The organism is Streptococcus sp. 2022WUSS037, from assembly GCF_044427225.1.
Lineage (GTDB): Bacteria > Bacillota > Bacilli > Lactobacillales > Streptococcaceae > Streptococcus.
The window spans coordinates 1-18,624 of the sequence record NZ_JAOTGJ010000033.1; the positions used below are offsets into that span (position 1 = coordinate 1).

12 protein-coding genes and 3 tRNA genes are annotated in these 18,624 nt (G+C 43.2%); 1 reads left to right on the forward strand and 14 read right to left on the reverse strand.

Annotated features, from left to right (window positions below; all coding sequences use genetic code 11):
* Positions 1-212: 212 nt before the first annotated feature.
* The 11 genes from ODU55_RS09780 to parE all read right to left on the reverse strand — a co-directional run bounded on the left by ODU55_RS09780 (position 213) and on the right by parE (position 10,205).
* A tRNA-Arg gene (locus ODU55_RS09780) sits at positions 213-284 on the reverse strand.
* Between the two features lie 37 nt (positions 285-321).
* Complete coding sequence (gene rpsA / locus ODU55_RS09785) at positions 322-1,527, reverse strand: 30S ribosomal protein S1 (protein WP_099832371.1); 1,206 nt, start codon at positions 1,525-1,527, stop codon at positions 322-324.
* A gap of 123 nt (positions 1,528-1,650) precedes the next feature.
* Positions 1,651-1,722: transfer RNA gene (locus ODU55_RS09790), tRNA-Gln, on the reverse strand.
* A gap of 137 nt (positions 1,723-1,859) precedes the next feature.
* Positions 1,860-1,940: transfer RNA gene (locus ODU55_RS09795), tRNA-Tyr, on the reverse strand.
* Between the two features lie 51 nt (positions 1,941-1,991).
* The gene (locus ODU55_RS09800) at positions 1,992-2,225 is read right to left on the reverse strand and encodes a DUF2969 domain-containing protein (protein WP_012775068.1); all 234 of its coding nucleotides are present in this window, start codon (positions 2,223-2,225) and stop codon (positions 1,992-1,994) included.
* Positions 2,226-2,291: 66 nt separating this feature from the next.
* Positions 2,292-3,314, reverse strand: a complete 1,023-nt coding sequence (locus ODU55_RS09805; RefSeq protein WP_398582702.1) for a branched-chain amino acid aminotransferase — start codon at positions 3,312-3,314, stop codon at positions 2,292-2,294.
* Positions 3,315-3,567: 253 nt separating this feature from the next.
* Positions 3,568-4,116: a DUF4230 domain-containing protein gene (locus tag ODU55_RS09810; protein ID WP_398582703.1), complete on the reverse strand. Its 549-nt coding sequence runs from the start codon at positions 4,114-4,116 to the stop codon at positions 3,568-3,570.
* Between the two features lie 121 nt (positions 4,117-4,237).
* Complete coding sequence (parC, locus tag ODU55_RS09815) at positions 4,238-6,691, reverse strand: DNA topoisomerase IV subunit A (RefSeq protein WP_398582704.1); 2,454 nt, start codon at positions 6,689-6,691, stop codon at positions 4,238-4,240.
* 21 nt (positions 6,692-6,712) lie between these two features.
* On the reverse strand, positions 6,713-7,771 hold the full coding sequence (locus ODU55_RS09820) for a hypothetical protein (protein WP_398582705.1): 1,059 nt from the start codon (positions 7,769-7,771) through the stop codon (positions 6,713-6,715).
* Between the two features lie 88 nt (positions 7,772-7,859).
* Positions 7,860-8,207 carry a YkvA family protein gene (locus ODU55_RS09825; RefSeq protein ID WP_398582706.1) on the reverse strand — a complete coding sequence of 116 codons (348 nt, stop codon included), beginning with the start codon at positions 8,205-8,207 and terminating at the stop codon, positions 7,860-7,862.
* A gap of 54 nt (positions 8,208-8,261) precedes the next feature.
* On the reverse strand, positions 8,262-10,205 hold the full coding sequence (parE, locus tag ODU55_RS09830) for a DNA topoisomerase IV subunit B (protein WP_172022168.1): 1,944 nt from the start codon (positions 10,203-10,205) through the stop codon (positions 8,262-8,264).
* Between the two features lie 142 nt (positions 10,206-10,347).
* On the opposite strand from parE, the gene plsY reads away from it, so the two are divergent.
* Positions 10,348-10,992, forward strand: coding sequence for a glycerol-3-phosphate 1-O-acyltransferase PlsY (gene plsY, locus ODU55_RS09835; RefSeq protein ID WP_398582707.1), 645 nt, complete (start codon positions 10,348-10,350; stop codon positions 10,990-10,992).
* A 223-nt stretch (positions 10,993-11,215) separates the two neighbouring features.
* Here the strand turns inward: plsY and addA are convergent, their stop codons facing one another.
* The 3 genes from addA to ODU55_RS09850 form a co-directional block, all read right to left on the reverse strand.
* Complete coding sequence (gene addA / locus ODU55_RS09840; protein ID WP_398582708.1) at positions 11,216-14,866, reverse strand: helicase-exonuclease AddAB subunit AddA; 3,651 nt, start codon at positions 14,864-14,866, stop codon at positions 11,216-11,218.
* A complete protein-coding gene (gene rexB, locus ODU55_RS09845) occupies positions 14,866-18,132 on the reverse strand; it encodes an ATP-dependent nuclease subunit B (RefSeq protein WP_398582709.1) in 3,267 nt (1,088 codons plus the stop codon). Before rexB ends, addA begins: the two co-directional genes overlap by 1 nt.
* A gap of 127 nt (positions 18,133-18,259) precedes the next feature.
* Positions 18,260-18,624, reverse strand: a 365-nt coding sequence (locus ODU55_RS09850) for an LPXTG cell wall anchor domain-containing protein (protein WP_398582710.1), incomplete at its 5' end; no start/stop codon positions are given.

Below are 18,624 nucleotides of genomic sequence, written 5' to 3' on the forward strand. Positions count from 1 at the left end.
TATCCCTTCCTCTGACGATCTTGGTTTCTAGCGTCAGACTTAAAACGGTCTCTCCCCAGACCGTTTTAATCCGCTACCTCACGATAGTCAGGCTTGGGAGTCGCTATAGGGTTCACCGGTAGCGGGTACCCACGGAGGACTTTCACCTCAGATGTACGACATGCCCGTCGTACTATGAAAAAAGCCTGAATGTACAGGCTTTTTTATTTTAGTCCACCCTGAGGGAATCGAACCCCCATCTCAAGAACCGGAATCTTACGTGATATCCATTACACTAAGGGTGGAAATGAAAAACTTGCACAAGGCAAGTTTTTATTTGAATTACAATTCAATGTCACCGAAAAGGTCAGCCATTGAGAATCCAGATTGAGTTTCTGGCAATTCGTAATCACGTTTTTCTTCACGTTTTTGACGACGTGGACGTGGAGCACGTTTTTCTGCTTTTTCTTCGCCTTCAGCTGCTGCTGGACGCTCTTCCAAAGCTTTGATAGAAAGTGATACACGCTCATCAGCTGCGTTTACTTCAAGAACTTTAACAGTTACTTCTTGACCTACTGACAAAGCATCTTTTGGATTTTCAACACGTTTGTGTGAAATTTGTGAGATGTGTACCAAACCATCAATACCTGGCAATACTTCAACGAAAGCACCAAAGTCAGTCAAACGTTTCACTTTACCTTCGATCACATCACCAGCTGCCAATTTTTGCTCAACGCCATCCCATGGACCAGGCTGTGTAGCTTTCAATGACAATGATACGCGACCTTCAACTTCGTCGATTGCAAGAACTTTAACTTCAACTTCCTCACCAACTGTTACAGCTGATTTAGGAGATACGTTACGCTCATGTGACAATTCAGTCAAGTGTACCAATCCATCTACACCACCAAGGTCGATGAAAGCACCGAAGCTTGTGATACGTGCAACTTTACCAGTTACAACTTCACCAACTGACAATTTACCAAATACTTCAGCACGTGCTGCTGCAGCTTCTGCTTCAACAACTTCACGACGTGACAAGATGAAACGGTTCTCAGCAGGATCAACTTCTTTGATTTTCGCATCAAATTCTTGACCTACGAAACGCTCAGTGTTACGAGTGAAACGGCTGTCGATCATTGAAGCTGGGATGAAACCACGAAGACCTTCAAATTCAACTGCAAGACCACCTTTAACGGCACGAGTTACTTTAACTGTAACAACTTCTTCTTCACGACCAACAAGCTTGTCCCATGCTTTACGTGCTTCCAAACGTTTTTTAGATACAAGATAAGTAACAGTGTCTGTATCTTTACCAACAACTTGGCGAAGTACTAACAATTCAAGTGTTTCACCAACTTTTACAAGGTCGTTGATATCAGCATCACGGTCGTTAGTCAACTCACGAAGAGTCAATACGCCTTCAACACCAGTACCTGAGATAGCTACGTTTGCTTGACCAGCATCAACTGTCAATACTTCTGCAGTTACCACATCACCAGGTGTAACTTCGCTTACACTGTTCAACAAATCTTCAAATTCGTTCATTATAAAAAAACCTCCGACAATCAGGTCTTTCGACCCAACATAAAATATATTTTATTTAAGGCACACGCAAGGACAACAACAATTAGACATCTTTGACGAACTAGACTATATCTAGTACCTTTACTGGGGTAGCTGGATTCGAACCAACGCATGAGGGAGTCAAAGTCCCTTGCCTTACCGCTTGGCGATACCCCAAAACATTTTCTAAGATAGTATTCTGAAATGAACTCGGGCTAAACGCTGTGTAAAAAAGATAAGTCGCCTAGCAAATCAGGATTTGCAGTCAACTTCCTATTTTTACTATGCGTTTGACGCCCTTAGTATCTTAGACATGGAGAGAGAGGGATTCGAACCCCCGAACCCGAAGGAGCGGATTTACAGTCCGCCGCGTTTAGCCTCTTCGCTATCTCTCCGTGCACTAACAGTCACTATTCTAACATAAAATAGCGACTATTACAAGCCTTTTAGTGACTTAAATTATAATTTTCAATAATATTTCCGACTGCTTTTTCTAATTTTTTGTAAAAGCTTTCGGTATTTCCATTTTTAATAACTGCAAAGTTATTTTCAGCCAATTCTGCAATTTCTCCAATTACTTTTTTACCTATAACAAGGCGGTAACCAGGGAACTCTTCTCTATTGACAAGAACTTTGCTATCTTCAATCTGAATTTCAATTTTTTTATCTTTTTTACTCATTTTCAAACCTCACTTTTACTATTCTACAAAAAAAGAGAAGAGCTTGCAAGTGCAAGCCTTCTGAAATTATTCTACTTCGACAATCCAGCCTTCTGGCGCTTCAATATCACCAAACTGGATACCTGTTAATTCGTCATATAATTTACGAGTGACAGGTCCTACTTCTGTTTCACTATGGAAAACATGGAGTTTGTCTGCAATCTGGATACCACCAATTGGTGAGATGACTGCAGCTGTTCCGCAAGCTCCTGCTTCGACAAACTGGTCTAATTCTTCGACAAGGACTTCACGCTCCACTGCCTTCATTCCCAGACGATGCTCTGCCAAATACAAGAGAGAATACTTAGTAATGGACGGCAAGATTGATGGCGAAATCGGTGTGACAAACTCGTTATCAGCTGTAATACCAAAGAAATTAGCAGACCCTACTTCTTCAATCTTGGTGTGGGTAGCTGGGTCCAGATAGATGACATCTGAGAAGCCCTGCTTTTTAGCATATTGGCCCGGCAAGAGCGATGCTGCATAGTTACCACCAACCTTAGCCGCCCCTGTTCCATTTGGTGCCGCACGGTCGTACTTGTCCTGAATGAGGAAGTTGGTCGGAGCCAAACCACCCTTGAAGTAGTTGCCGACCGGCATGGCAAAAACGGTGAAAATATACTCTTCCGCAGGTTTTACGCCGATGATGTCGCCGACACCAATCAGGAGCGGACGGAGATAAAGGGTACCACCAGTTCCATAGGGAGGAACGTAGTCCGAGTTGGCTTTGACCACCTCTTTACAAGCCTTGATGAAAAGGTCAGTCGGTACAGGCTCCATGAGCAAGCGGTCAGCTGTTCGTTGCAGGCGCTCAGCGTTTTGGTCTGGACGAAAGAGCTGGAGTTTCCCCTCCTTGGTGCGATAGGCTTTAAGGCCCTCAAAGGCCTGCTGACCGTAGTGAAGGGCTGGTGAGCTTTCTGAAATGTGCAGTTCCGCATCTTCGGTCAGCTGCCCTTCAGACCATTGGCCATTTTTGAAATGAGCGATGAAGCGGTAAGGTAGTTTCATATAAGAAAAACCAAGGTTTTCCCAGTCAATATTCACTGTCATATAGTTTCTCCAAATTCATTTTTTACTATTTTACTACTTTTGAAAGTGATTTTCAATTAAAAATTCAGAAAATTTTGTTAATATAAGAAAAGGGAGTGAGAAAGAACTCGACTGGTCTAATAAAGAGTTCGTCTTCTCACCCCCGCACAGTTGATTAGGTCAGATTTGGAGTGTAAGACACGAACAAATCTGCCAATCAACCACTGCGCTGAGATGTTGACACGAACTCTGAGAAGTGGCGCCGGGTTCCCCCTTACTCTTTAAAAACAAATTCTAGTTGAATTTCAGGTGAGATAGCATTAAATAAATTTTGGTAGTAGTTTTTGGCTGACTCTTTTATGTCTTTCTGATAATCTTCTAGAAACGTTTCTTGTTCTGCTGACTGAAATTCATCTGTGATCAGTTGGGCAGTATCGATTTCTTCCGTCGCAAAACTAAGTATCTCACCACTCTTATCATATAAGGTATAAGGTTCTTCTACATCTAATTCCAATCCAACGACTTCAAAGGCTGGAAGGGTAATTTTGTACCTATTTTCAGAAAGATGTTCAATGGATACAGGACTTTTGATACCAAATTTTGCCTTGTACTTGATGATTAAGAGGGCTGATTTTTCTGAGAAAGGCATTTCTTGACTAAATAAGACCGTGTAGTTTTTAGCGGTCACAATTTTCTGGACAGCCGTATTTAGAAATACCAATTCATTGACTTGCTCAACAGACTCAATAGCCGTATGGACACTCACTTCCTGCTGATTACTCTTTTCACCAGAGATGTAGCCGTATCCCCATACACCACACAATAACAGAAGGAAGGATAGAACAAGCCATAGATAGACTTTTATACTGAAAAAAATTTGATAATTTTCATAGCATTTACCTCCCCTACAGTATAGCAAAAAGACTGCTTTGCGAGCAATCTTTTTAATCTATCCAAGCCCTAAACACTTCCTCATCAGAAATGGTATCCGAAACGAAGCTGCCATTGCTGGTGCGTTCAGACAGGCTGAGCTGGGTCACATCAACCTCATAGAGTTTGCCCGTTTTGGACTGCACATGAAGCACTTGACTAGTCGTCTCATCTTCATTTGCCGTGCTAAAGAGATCAAAATCCCCCTGGTCCGTCAAGACTGGACCCGCCGCAAAGACACGGTGAGGCTTAGCCTTGAGTTCGCGAAGCACCTGCAAACCACGCTTGGCACGGCTGGTCACAGGGATTTCCTCCACCGCCATCCGCTTCAGACTACCACGCTGAGTAAGGAGATAGACGGAGCTGGTATTGCTGATAAAGGCCGCAGCCACCACATCCCCATCCTTGAGGTTGACCGCCTTGACACCGGCCGCCTTGGCACCGATGATTGGCACTTCTTCGATGTTAAATCGCAGAGCGTAGCCCTTTTCTGTCATTAGCATGATGTCGTCCAAGACGACAGGCGATACAGTAATAACCACATCATCCGCATCTTTGAGTTTGGCATACTTGGTTGACTTGGACTTGTAAGTCCGCCATGGTGTAAACTCCTTCCGCTCCACACGCTTGATTTGACCGTATTTAGTCACCGCGAAATAAGTTCCCTCATCAAAATTCTCAACCAGTTCAGCGAAGATAATCTCTTCATTGGTATCAAAGTTCATCAGGGTCTGGCTCAGGTGTTCACCAATGTCCTTCCAACGAATATCTGTCAACTCATGGACAGGTCGGTAGATGACATTTCCAAGATTGGTAAAGAGCAAGAGGTGCTGGGTTGTCTTGGCATTTTGCAAGAAAATCAGCTGGTCATCCTCTCGTTTGCCCATTTCTTCAAGCGTTGAGGCATTGAAAGAACGAGGACTTGTTCGTTTGATATAGCCTGCCTTGGTCACGCTGACAAAGGTTTCTTCTTCGACAATCAAGCTGGCAGTGTCAATCTCAATCGTTTCTGCCTGATCTTGCAATTCACTCAAACGAGGATTGCCAAACTGCTTCTTGACCTCACGCAGTTCCTTCTTCATAAGATTGAACATGGTCCGCTCATCGCCAATAATAGCTGCCAAGGTCTGAATCTGCTCGCGTAGGGCTGCTTCTTCATTTTCCAAGGTCACAATGTCGGTATTGGTCAAGCGGTAAAGTTGCAAGGTCACGATAGCTTCTGCCTGTTCTTCGCTGAAATCATAGCTAACTTTCAAGTTTTCCTTGGCATCAGCCTTGTTTTCAGAAGCACGGATAAGGGCAATAACCTCGTCCAAAATAGAAATAACACGGATTAAGCCTTCTACGATATGGAGGCGTTTTTCAGCCTTTTCCTTGTCAAACTTAGAACGGGCAATGATAATCTCACGGCGGTGGGCGATGTAGCTAGACAGAATCTTCTGCAAGCCAACCTGACGCGGTGTGAAGTTATCAATCGCCACCATGTTAAAGTTGTAATTAATTTGCAGGTCGGTGTATTTGTAAAGGTAGTTGAGAATGGTTTGCTCGTCGCTGTCTTTTTTCAGCTCAATGGCAATCCGCAGACCTGTACGGTCTGACTCATCACGCACCTCAGCAATACCAGGCACCTTGTTGTTGACACGGACATCATCAATCTTTTTAACCAGAACAGCCTTGTTGACTTCGTACGGAATCTCAGTAATGACAATCTGTTTCTTACCTGCCTTGAGTTGCTCAATGTCACAACGGCTTCGAACTACGACACGCCCCTTACCAGTTTCATAGGCCTTCTTGATTTCGTCAGCCCCTTGGATAATGGCACCTGTTGGGAAGTCTGGTCCAGGCAGGAACTCCATTAGCTTGTCCAAGCTAGCTGTTGGATGATCAATCATGTAAACAACTGCATCGATGACCTCCGCCAGATTATGCGGCGGGATGTCAGTCGCGTATCCTGCTGAAATTCCTGTCGCTCCATTGACCAAGAGATTAGGGAAGGCAGCTGGTAGCACAGTGGGTTCTTTTTCCGTATCGTCAAAGTTCCAGGCAAATGGCACCGTCTTTTTCTCGATGTCGGCCAAGAGATAACCAGCCATTTCCGACAGGCGAGCCTCGGTGTAACGCATGGCCGCAGGCGGGTCACCGTCCATGGAACCGTTGTTTCCGTGCATCTCCACCAGAATCTCGCGGTTTTTCCAGTCCTGACTCATGCGGACCATGGCATCATAAATAGAGGAATCACCGTGTGGGTGAAAATTCCCCATGATATTCCCGACTGACTTGGCGGACTTGCGGTAGCCCTTGTCAAAGGTATTGCCGTCCTTATTCATGGAATAAAGAATCCGACGTTGCACGGGCTTTAGACCGTCACGAATGTCCGGCAAGGCCCGCTCCTGAATAATATATTTGGAGTAGCGACCAAAACGCTCTCCCATGATGTCCTCAAGGGACATGTTTTGAATGTTAGACATAAAACATAATCCGTCCTTAATCTAATAGTCTGGATAGAGAGGATCTTTGGCTGGAACTACTTTATCAGACAAATATTGTCCTAAACCATTAAAATTATTCTCATTCCACAGTGATTTTTGAAATTCTTCAAAAGTTTGATATTTTTTCATTTCATCCTCTAAATCGAAATCCTTACTATCAAGACTTTCATCAATCTCTCTTTTTGTTCCCATAAAAGTCATCAATTTTTGTTTCTCGTTTTCAGATAACTCCTTATTATCCAATAAGTAATCTAACTCGGAAACTAAATAATAAAATGCTGTATCATATATATTTTCATCACCTTTTATTTTAATTTCATTTTCAGGAAACGAGGCCATATTACGCGTATAATTTTCTAAATCACGAAGTCTATCAGGCGACAAATCATGTTTACCAAACGGAGTGGTTATGAAATGAGAGAATTCCAACTCTGAGGGACGATCCTTATAGGAGTACTCTAGGTAAGTGGCAATTGCTAAAAACGGATATACTCTTAACTCAAATGCAATATCATCTTCTCCTGGTTTTCCAAAAATGTGTGAACGCATGTCTCTATGACCTAATTTACCATAAAAATTATTGGGTAAAACAGAGGTTTCAATTTCATCAATCGTTTTTCCTGTACTTGTTTGTGATATAACATGTTCATACGATACAGGTAAAAGTATGAGTGTAGAATATCTATAACCATCTTTAAATATCCAATAAAGTTTAGCAGGAATATACATATAGTATGATGGCTGTGGAGGCAATGTTAATGGTTTTTCTGATTCATTATATAAAGTATAACTTGGTTTTTCTTGCCAAAAATTCTGGACAATATTAAAATTGGTTGTTTCTAAATAATCTGAACGCTTATTATTTTTATAAGCAACAAAAACTGACGTCCCTAGAGCAACAAGCGAAATAAGTATAGGTATCTTTTGCCATATTTTTTCCCCTAATCCTTTTGATTTTGTTTTAATTTCAATCGGATTTACAACTGAAACACTTAACTCTGTTTTTTTATCTCCACCATCATTTGAAGGGTTATTCTCTATTTTCTTTCTTTTCACCATATTAAATATAATCATTTCTTTCTTAATCTATTGTTTGATGTTTTGACAAGTCAGTTCATTGTATTATCTTTTCTGGATGTTTTTTCTTCTATTCACGATACCAATCAATATCCTTATGTACCTGCTTCCAAACTGTCGCGATAACCAAAACGTCATCTAAATGCCCCCAAAAGTCAGGGACGACATCGATCGGTGATAGGAAAAAAATCAGGCTACTTATGATAGCTATAATACCGCGGGTGGGCACACAGGTGTAGAACTTCTTCCAGTAACTCCGTGCCATGCTAATAGGAATTGGGAAGGATTTGATCTCGTCCCCCACAAAGTGAACCCACTTGATTTTCTTATCCAATTTCTCCAAAAAGGGCTCCATTTTTGCATCGTCCTTGAGTAGGCTTTCTGCTTTCTTGAAACCTTTCTGAATTTCTTCAAGCACTCGTTTTTTATCATTCTACTTTCAGTAGGAAGCTCTTTTCATTTCCTATATGGATTAGAAAACTGTACTTTCCTCCAAGGTAAACTTCACATTGTCCTCAATCCACTTACGGCGTGGCTCGACCTTGTCGCCCATAAGGACAGATACACGGCGTTCAGCACGCGCCAAATCTTCAATGGTCACACGGATAAGGGTACGGGTTTCAGGGTTCATGGTTGTTTCCCAGAGCTGATCGGCATTCATCTCACCAAGACCCTTGTAGCGTTGGAGGATGAAGCCCTTGCCAAAATCCTTGCGGAGATCTTCTAATTCTCCGTCAGACCAAGCATAAGCAATCTTTTCTGTCTTGCCCTTGCCTTTAGACATCTTATAAAGTGGCGGAAGGGCGATGTAAACCCGACCTGCTTCTACTAACGGTCGCATATAGCGATAGAAGAAGGTCAGCAAGAGGGTCTGAATGTGGGCACCATCCGTATCCGCATCGGTCATGATGATAATCTTGTCATAGTTGACATCTTCGATAGTGAAATCCGACCCAACACCTGCACCAATAGTATAAATCATGGTGTTAATTTCTTCATTTTTGAGGATGTCCGCCATTTTTGCCTTGGCGGTATTGATCACCTTACCACGCAAAGGTAGAATGGCTTGGAACTTGCGGTCACGGCCCTGTTTGGCAGAGCCTCCGGCTGAATCTCCCTCGACCAGATAAAGTTCATTTTTAGCCGGATTTTTGGACTGGGCTGGGGTTAGCTTCCCTGACAGAAGCCCCTTGTCCTTCTTGTTTTTCTTACCGTTTCGGGATTCGTCACGCGCCTTACGCGCAGCCTCGCGGGCGTCACGCGCCTTAATGGCTTTACGAACTAGATTTGAAGCTAATTCCCCATTTTCCAAAAGGAAGAAAGTCAGCTTGTCCGATACAATGCCGTCCACCACAGGACGAGCAAGCGGGCTTCCCAGCTTGTCCTTGGTCTGTCCTTCAAACTGCAAATGCTCTTCTGGTACAAGGATAGAAAGGACCGCAGACAAACCTTCACGGTAGTCAGAGCCTTCCAAGTTCTTGTCCTTTTCCTTGAGCAAGTTGGTCTTACGAGCATAGTCGTTCATGGCCTTGGTAATGGCTAGTTTGAGACCTGTTTCGTGGGTACCGCCATCCTTGGTCCGAACGTTGTTGACAAAAGACAGGATATTGTCTGAATAGCCGTCGTTGTACTGCATAGCAACTTGGACTTGGAAACCTGCGTCTTCTCCTTCAAAATAAAGGACAGGTGTCAGGGTTTCCTTGTCTTCGTTGAGGTAAGAAACAAAGTCCTGAACACCATTTTCATAGTGATACTCTTCCTGCTCACCAGTCCGCTCATCTGTCAAGGTCATGGTGACTTGTTTGAGCAAGAAGGCTGATTCTTTCAGGCGTTCGGCAATGGTATTGAACTTGAAATCCGTCGTTGAGAAGATGGTATCGTCAGGCATAAAGGTAACTTTTGTACCTGTTTTTGATTTTGGAGCGGTACCAATCTTCTCTAAAGTCGTGACTGGCTTTCCGCCCTGCTCAAACCGTTGCTTGTAAACAGCTCCATCACGGGTAATCTCAACTTCCAACCAGCTGGATAGGGCATTGACCACCGAAGAACCAACCCCGTGGAGACCACCTGAAGTCTTGTATCCCCCTTGACCGAACTTACCACCTGCGTGGAGAACGGTGAAGATAACTTCAACCGTTGGCTTGCCTGTAGCGTGCATACCGACGGGCATCCCACGTCCACGGTCGGAAACGGACAGACTGCCGTCCTTGTTAATGGTCACATCAATCCGGTCACCGAAACCAGATAAGGCTTCATCGACAGCGTTGTCGACAATCTCCCAGACCATATGGTGAAGCCCATTCCCATCTGTGGATCCGATATACATACCAGGGCGTTTGCGAACAGCATCCAACCCTTCCAGTACCTGAATGGCATCGTCATTATAGTTATTTATGTTAATCTCTTTCTTAGCCAAAACTGACCTCCATACTTATCATCCTTTCTATATTACAAGTTTTTTAGCATTTTTGCAAAATATTTCTGTTACCTATCGGCTGAGACAACTCACAAAATAAGATTTTGGACTAAATTAGATGAAAATATGCTATAATGAAAACATGTTAGTCAATCTTATTTTACTATTTATTGCATATTTATTGGGATCTATCCCGTCAGGACTTTGGATAGGTCAAACTTTTTTCAATATCAACATTCGTGAACATGGTTCGGGAAATACTGGAACAACCAACACATTCCGTATTTTAGGTCCAAAGGCTGGTACGATTGTATTTGTAATTGATTTTCTCAAGGGAACTTTGGCAGCCTTGCTTCCGCTGATCTTTCATGCCCAAGGAATTTCTCCGATTGTCTTTGGGTTAATGGCTGTACTGGGACACACTTTCCCTATCTTTGCCCAATTCAAAGGTGGGAAGGCTGTTGCCACATCCGCTGGTATGTTGCTAGGTGTCGCACCTGCTTTCTGTCTCTATCTGGTTGTCATCTTTGCTACTTCACTCTTTTTGACATCAATGGTGTCTTACTCAAGTGTATTGGCATCAGCTTTAGGAATCTTAGGAGCTCTGCTATTTCCAGCAATAGGAATCATCCTGCCAAGCTATGACTGGCTCTTTACCATCATCATCGTCTTTTTGGGGCTTTTTGTCATCGTTCGTCACAAGGAAAATATCCAACGAATTTTGAAAAAAGAAGAAAATCTAGTCCCATTCGGACTCAATTTAACCAAACAGAAAAAGCGAGTTTAACCACTCGCTTTTAGTTTATAGTCGTTTAGTTTATTTTTAGTACTAGCTCTAACTGTCTGGGAGACAGTTGGAGGTTAGAAATGAAGTTAACAAGGTTCGCGTCAAAAGCTTCTGTACTGGAGTACGGCACAGCGAGTTCAAACAATCCAGTGGAATGTTTGAAGTTGGAAATAAGGAAACGGAGTTTCCTCTTGCGTCGAAATAATGAAAGTCAACTAAATGACTATATGTTGACTTCAACCACTTCAATCCTTTCCCCACCAAGCAAAATCAAATGGCAGTCTACACGCTCTATCTTGTAGGCTTTTTTCAATGCCTCTGCATAGAGTTGCATTTGAGCTTGGTAACGTTGGCTGAGTTGGCTTGGTTTGTCATATTTATCTGTCTTATAATCAAAGAGGACAATATGATCATCATATAGCAGGTAGCCATCGATAATCCCACGAAGGACAAATTGTTCCTGTGATACAGGATCAGTCTGCAAACTTGCAAATGGAGCTTCGCGATGGAGTTTGTCCGTATTGGCTAGAATTTCTCTTCCTAAGTCTGTATCAAAGAACTCTAAAATCATCTGAACTTTGATTTTGTCTTTAACCGCTTGCTCAGCATGAACAGCTTCTAGGGCTGCTCTTACCGTATCTTCTGTCACCAACCAAGAAAGATCCAAGCGTTGCATGAGTTCATGGACTGCTGAACCGACTTGGGCTCCAGTTATTTTTGGTTTCTTGGAAAAATCTGGCAAGTTGAAGGTCCGTTTTGGCTGGTATTTTTCCATAACTTCCATGCCTTCTTGTTCCAAGATTGGTTCATAAAGCTTTTTGATCTGACTTGGAGTGCGTAAACTTGGTAATTCGATGGCAGCCTTATAGCGGGTATTCAACTCTTGGACAGAAGATAATTGGTCCAAGGCCTGGGTAATGTCTTCTGATTGACGAATATCTTTAAGACTGGCGTCTTCTAGCTTACTCTTCAATATCAGTTTACCAATCTTCTCCTCAGTCAAATCCTCATCCGTCACAAAGACTTTCTTGAAGTGCAAGTCTTCTCCTGAGAAGGCCTCATCAATGGCTAGAATCCAGTCTTGGAAGGTCGCCATGCTTTCACGAGTTGATTGGGTAAGTACACCATCTTCCCTCTTGCCATCGTATTTTTCAGCTAACTTGTCAGCATTGCCCTTTCCAACCAGATACAGCTTCTTCTCTGCACGCGTTAGTGCAACATAAAGCAACCGCATTTGTTCTGAGAGGTTAGCAATTTTTAGCTCTTGGAGATTCTTTTGATAAGGAAGAGTGTTCATTAAGACTCGCACCTGAGGCAATGGGCTATTTACCTTATCTTTCATATCCGCTAAATATTGAATACCTAGACCATTTTTACGGCTGATGATGACTGACTGGTAATGGTCTTCCAAGTTGAATCGCTTATCGATATTCATGAGGAAGACATATTTGAACTCCAAACCTTTTGACTTGTGAATGGTCATAAGCTGTACAGCATTTTGCGGTAGAAACTCTTGTACATCTGCCAAATCCTTATCATTTGCTAAGGCACGGTCAATCATGGCGATGAAGCGGGACAAGCCCTTGTAACCTGTTTTTTCAAACTGGTTGGCACGCAGACCTAGGGCATATAGATTGGCCTGACGCTTGCTGCCATTTGGGAGAGCACCGACATAGTCATAGTAGAATTTTTCATTGAAAATCTTCCAAATCAAGTCATAAATAGAATGCAGTTTGGCATAGGCACGCCAGTTTTCCAAAATAGACAAGAAATCCGTGATTTTCTTCTTCAACTCTCCTGACATAAGTTCAGGATGTTGCCCACTTGCTTGCTGGGCTACTTCCATTTTCTGGTAAAAGAAACCTGTCCCAGCCTGCAAGGAAATCCGTGTCAGTTCATCCTCATCGAATCGGAACATAGGCGATTTGAGAAGGGCAACCAAGGCATAGTCATTGAGTGGATTATTGATAACCCGCAAGGTATCCAGCATAATCATGACTTCCAAAGATTGCAGATAGGAGGCTGCTCCACCATCTGCCACAATAGGAATCCCATGTTTTTCAAAAATAGACATAATGAGGTCATTGTGCGTTCGTTTTTGCACCAAGAGAGTGATGTCCTTGAAGGCTGCTCCTTCTTCATTGTGAAGACGAATAATCTCTTTTGCAACGACCTCAATTTCACCAGCAGTTAGAGGTGTTTCATCTTCGGAATCCGTTGAAGGATTTGCGCTATCCTGCTGGTCGTAAATCAAATATTCCATCTCATGATTGGGCTGGGCAATTTTTTGACCAGGACTACCAGCCACTAGACTGTGGGTTTCGTCATACTTGATTTCCCCTACTTGACGGTCCATCAGGCGCGTGAAAATGGCATTTGTCGCCTCCAAGACCTCAATCTGACTACGGAAATTTTCCTTGAGCAAAATCAATTTCCCAGCCTGAGGATTTGCCTGATAAAGTTCAAATTTCTCTTGGAAAATCATTGGATCCGCCTGACGGAATCGATAGATGGACTGCTTAATGTCGCCCACCATAAAGCGGTTGTAACCGTTAGACAGCAGGTCCAGCATTCGCTCTTGGCTATGGTTGTTATCCTGGTACTCGTCCACCATGACTTCGTGGTATTTTTCTTGGAAAAACTGGCGAATGTCCACATTTTCTTCTAAAATACGAATAGCGAAATGCCCAATATCGCCAAATTCAAAAGCGGCTTCCTTGATTTTGACATCCAGATAAGCCTGCGAAAAATCCAAGACAAAGTCACGTAATAATATCAGCAGTGGCACAGCTTGAATCTGATAATCTTTCAGCAGGGTCAATTCATAAACTTCTTGACCCAAATCTCGTAGTCCTGAGATAATCTGGTTCTTGCCAGCATTGTATTCTTCTTTAAAGGCTATCAAATGCTCATCTTTTGGTCGATTGGCATTGGTCAGGCCTTTTCCTCTGGACTGGTCATTGATGAGAAGGATTCTTTCAACCCGCTCCATCAAGTCCTTCTGGTCCAGGCTATCTAAACCGGTCAGCAAATCCAAGACTTCTTCCACATTTGCAAAATACTTGGCAGAACCAAAGTCATTTCTGCCCCATTCCACATGGTAGCGGAAGAAATCTGCTGCTTGATAGAGCTTGTCTAACACTTTTTCCTTAAAGCCTTGCTCTAAGATATGCTCTATACGCTCTTGACTGTACAAATCAGCTTGAACAGCCTGCTCTTTCAGCCATTTAGTTGGACTGCTGGTCGATTGACTAAAATCATGCACCTGATAAACAACCTGACGGAAACCACTGTTATCCTTACGGTTGCCCGAAAAATTGCGAACCAGTTTGCGGAATGCACCTTTTTCATCCTCTTCTAGATAATCTGCAAAGAGCTGGTCAAAAACCTCTTTTTTCAGACTCGCTTTTTCTGTCTCATCCTGTAAAATCCGAAACTGCGGAGAAATGCCAAGGCTATAACCGTAGGTTGTGACCAATTTCTGCGTAAAGGAGTCCATGGTCCCAATATCCGCCTTGGTCAAATCCGCCAACTGGGCAGACAAATGCCGACGCAAGTCCATATCCGTCGTCTCCGCAATGGTTTCATTGAGATTTTTCTCAATCCGCTCCTTCAACTCACCAGCCGCCTTGACTGTAAAGGTCGAGATAAAGAGCTGGTCAATCCCGACACCACGCTTCAACTTATCCAAAATCCGTTGAACCATAACGAAGGTCTTTCCTGACCCAGCCGATGCAGAGACCAGAACATTCTGACCGTGCGTGTAAATGGCTTCAATCTGTTCAGGTGTGCGTTTTTGTTGCTTATCAGAATTGGCTTCCGCCAGCTGCACAGCCCTGATTTCTTCCGCGCTTAAAAATTCTTCAAAAGCCATTAGTCCTGACCTCCTTTCATTCGTTCCATCCAATCTTGACGCTTGGCCTCTTTGACCAACCGCCGTGCCATGCCCATGTGCCGATCTGCCTCAAAACCAGTGATTGCCTTCAGCTGCTCACCTGCCACCGAACGCCCATCTTTGGTATAAGGGTTAATAGCAAAGCGACCATCCAGGATGTCCTTGGCAGCTTGTTTGTAGAGTTCTTGGTTGTGGTTCAATAAAACCGCAAACTCATCTTCCGTGTAGAGTTGGTTACGAGTCTGATAAAAATGATTGAGCCCCAGACTTTCCTCCTTCAAGAAAAGCCCCTTGTAAACCAAGCTCGTATTGGCAGCTCCTTCTAGCTGTTCTAAATTCTTCGTGTCTTTTAATTTGATAATCGGATCCTGCAAATGCAAGTACATAGCCCCAAAAACAGGTTTATCCTTGGTTTCATCCAGCTCTTGTAAGGCTGCCAAGTAGGTCACCAACTGAGGTTTTAGACCATTGTAAAAATCCCCAACTGAAAAAGATTGGTCGCTGGACTTGTAATCTACAACACCGACAGCCTGATTGATTTGTAAGGTATCCAAGCGGTCAATTGTACCATTTACATGCACACTCTTGCCATTTTGAAGGTCAAAAACCAGCGCCTTATCCTGACGGAAACTCTTTTCCTGACCATCAATTTCAACCAAATCATTATCCCGCAAAATGGTTGCACTGGAACGAGCAATCTTATCCAGCACCTCCTCCGTATAGCGAGCATCCGCATCTTGACTATAAAACATAGCAAATTCTGCCTCGTCACGCGTATGCAGGATGGCCTTGTCCACTTTTTGATCAAAATCTAAATCAGATTGATCCATGACCACTCGTTCAAAAATCCGGTGCAAGAACAAACCATGCTGAAAGGCAGTCGGATGGATGGATTCCTGTTCCCGCAAGCGAAGAACATTGCGGACAAAGTAAAGATATTGGTTATTGTAGAAATTGGTCAAGCTGGATGCAGAAAGATTGAGCGGCTTATCCTCTGGATATAAAGCAGCCAAGGTATCAGCTGTAAGCTGTTTAGAAGTTATTTCGCCAGTAATGGTCGGAATTTCAATGCCTTGTGACTCCAATTTCTTTTTCAAATAGCGAACCAATACTGTCCAGAAGGCCGTCTGCCCTTCCCATTCTTCATGTTCAAGAGATGGTCTTTCCGACTCAATCAAACGGGATAAGAGACTCTTGTAGTGACCGATGTCTTGCGGACTAAGTGTTTTCATCCGACCACGTTCTTCAGATTTCAGCCCCATTTTTTGGAGAATCTTGATATAAGGTGAGAGACTGTCCTCGCCTTCGTTATAAATCTGAGGTGTAGAAATAACTAATTGTTCCGTCGCAGCATTCAGCAGAGACATCATGGCAGCATGGTTCTTCTTGATATTCTCTCGACTGACCAAATCAAAACGTGAAGAACTAGCCGAGACAAGATTGACTTTTTCCATCTCTTCTTCTGTCAAAAGACTGGTATTCTTGGCAACTTTTGGAAAATTAGACTGGCCCATTCCGATAGCATAAACATACTTAGCAGTGTGTGGCTCGATCAAATCATAGGATTTGACATTGACCACATCAACCGTTGCAGGAACGGTACGATAGTGACTGGCCTGCATGCCAGCCTGTAAAATAGCCAGAAAATCATCCATTTTCAATTTTTCTTTTCCGAAAATCTGATGAAAATTCTCTAGAATATGGGTAAAACTTTTCCAGACCTGCTCTTCTTTTTCTTGCTCTACTTCGCTCAAATTTTGAGACATTTTTTCCATATTTTTGGGAAGCTCAATTGCCTCCAAAAATGCCATAAACTTCTCAAGCAAGGCCGTTCCAGATTGTGGTCCAGCCTTAAACAGCTGGTTCAAAGGTTCCATAATCTTAGCACGTAGGGGTTCCAAGACGTTCAAATCATAGACAAGTCGCTTCTCCTTGATAGTCTCAGCATCATAGTCCGCTCTGCCATTGACCGAAAAAGCCCTCGAAAAGGCAGCCTGCCCCTTCATATCCGCAAAGAGGATGTAAGACTCAAATAGGTCCAGCTCCTTTTGGGAAATGCTGGCGTACAAACCAGATTTGAGGAGGTTGAGCAGGTCTTCCGCTCGGAAACGATAGCGGCGCAAGCGTTCCAAGGACTCCACAAAATGGACTAGGGGATGATGACTCATCTCCTCTGCCTTGCCGAAATAGTAAGGAATATCATACTTGTCAAAAATCTTACCAATCTGCAATTTGTAGCTATCCACATCACCTAAAAGCAACAAGATGTCTTTATAGCGAGTTCCTTGGTGCACATGCTGGCGAATTGCAGTCGCCACCTGCTCCACCTCTTCTTTTTGGTTAACAACCTCCCATAGCAACACTTTCTTCTTGTCTTCCTCAGTCAATTCCAATTGTGTACCGCTGTAATCGTAAACGGACTCCATATTCTTTGAAAACTTACCGATACTGTCCAAAACTGGCTCTTGACCAATATAGGTGACTTTGGCGCCGAACTGGACTGATAGCTGGCGTAAAAAGTCAACATTGGCTTGATAGACATTGCCTTCCGTATAGGTGGCTTGCACAGCCTTCTTGCTGGCATATACACCAATCAGGATTTCCGACACCCGTTCATTTAAAGCACTTACTAAAGCTCCTTCTTCTGCCGAAAAACGGGAAAATCCGTCTACCACTAGCACAATGTTTTTCAACTGCTCATCCAACTGACCAGTTTCTACCAAGCTCGTCAGCTGTGCTAACTTAGACTGATGCTCAAAGCCTTCTTTGGACAAAATGTCAGTTACAGCCAGAAAAATCTTTACCAAATCAGCCTGCTTGTCTGGAGATTCCATTGCCTCCAAGTCTAAGATGGACATATTTGCCCGTTGCAACTCTTTGTATAAAGCAACTAGCTGGTTAATGAACCCAAAATCCGTCTGTAAACGACCATAGACTTTCAAGTCACCATCTTCAAATTGCGATAGAACACGAAAGAAAATCATAGCCAGACCAACATCATCCAGCGGTTGACCTGTTTCTTTCTTATCAATCATCAAATAGCGAGCGAGTTGCCCAAAACGGGTCACGATAATATCAAAAGTTGCCTGTTCAGGCAGGTATTCTAGAACCTTACGCTCCATCTCAAAGGATAGAGAGTTTGGAGCAATGTAAAAAACTCGCTTAGCTTCCTTCGCAAATTCTGCTGCGGTATCCGTTAAATACTGCGTCAGAGGATTGCGAATATCTGTATAAACTAATTGCATAGTTTATGCCCTACTTTCCATGAATATACTATGTCTAGTATATCAAAAATGCGTGTACAAAAAAAGGAAAGGCGAACCTTTCCTTTTAATTATTTTACCCGAATAGGAATTAGGAAAAATAATGTAATTAGTCTTCATTACGACGACGTTTGCCTGCAAGAGCAAGAGCTGCTACAAGCATTGCTGCACCCAACACACTTGCTGCTGATGAAGCTTCACCTGTATTTGGCAATTGAGCTTGAGCTGGACTAGCTACTTTTTCAACTACCGCTGGTTTAGCTGGTGTTTCAGGAGTTACAGGTTGTGCTGGAGGAGTTGGTTTCGCTGGCTCCTCTGGCTTAGCTGGTGTGTCTGGTGTAACTGGAACATAGTTGATTGGTGTATCTGTTCCTGGGTTAGATGGTACCGGTGGAGCTTCGTAACCCTTAGTTGGATCTGCTGGATCAACTGGAGTTAACGGTGTTGTTCCATCTGGTCCTACTGGTACATATC

Bases quoted from the DNA above. Each gene is read 5' to 3' on its own strand.
- rpsA (WP_099832371.1), bottom strand. From the start codon at position 1,527: ATGAACGAATTTGAAGATTTGTTGAACAGTGTAAGCGAAGTTACACCT.
- ODU55_RS09820 (WP_398582705.1), bottom strand. From the start codon at position 7,771: ATGGTGAAAAGAAAGAAAATAGAGAATAACCCTTCAAATGATGGTGGA.
- addA (WP_398582708.1), bottom strand. From the start codon at position 14,866: ATGGCTTTTGAAGAATTTTTAAGCGCGGAAGAAATCAGGGCTGTGCAG.
- rexB (WP_398582709.1), bottom strand. From the start codon at position 18,132: ATGCAATTAGTTTATACAGATATTCGCAATCCTCTGACGCAGTATTTA.
- parC (WP_398582704.1), bottom strand. From the start codon at position 6,691: ATGTCTAACATTCAAAACATGTCCCTTGAGGACATCATGGGAGAGCGT.
- ODU55_RS09800 (WP_012775068.1), bottom strand. From the start codon at position 2,225: ATGAGTAAAAAAGATAAAAAAATTGAAATTCAGATTGAAGATAGCAAA.
- plsY (WP_398582707.1), top strand. From the start codon at position 10,348: ATGTTAGTCAATCTTATTTTACTATTTATTGCATATTTATTGGGATCT.
- ODU55_RS09805 (WP_398582702.1), bottom strand. From the start codon at position 3,314: ATGACAGTGAATATTGACTGGGAAAACCTTGGTTTTTCTTATATGAAA.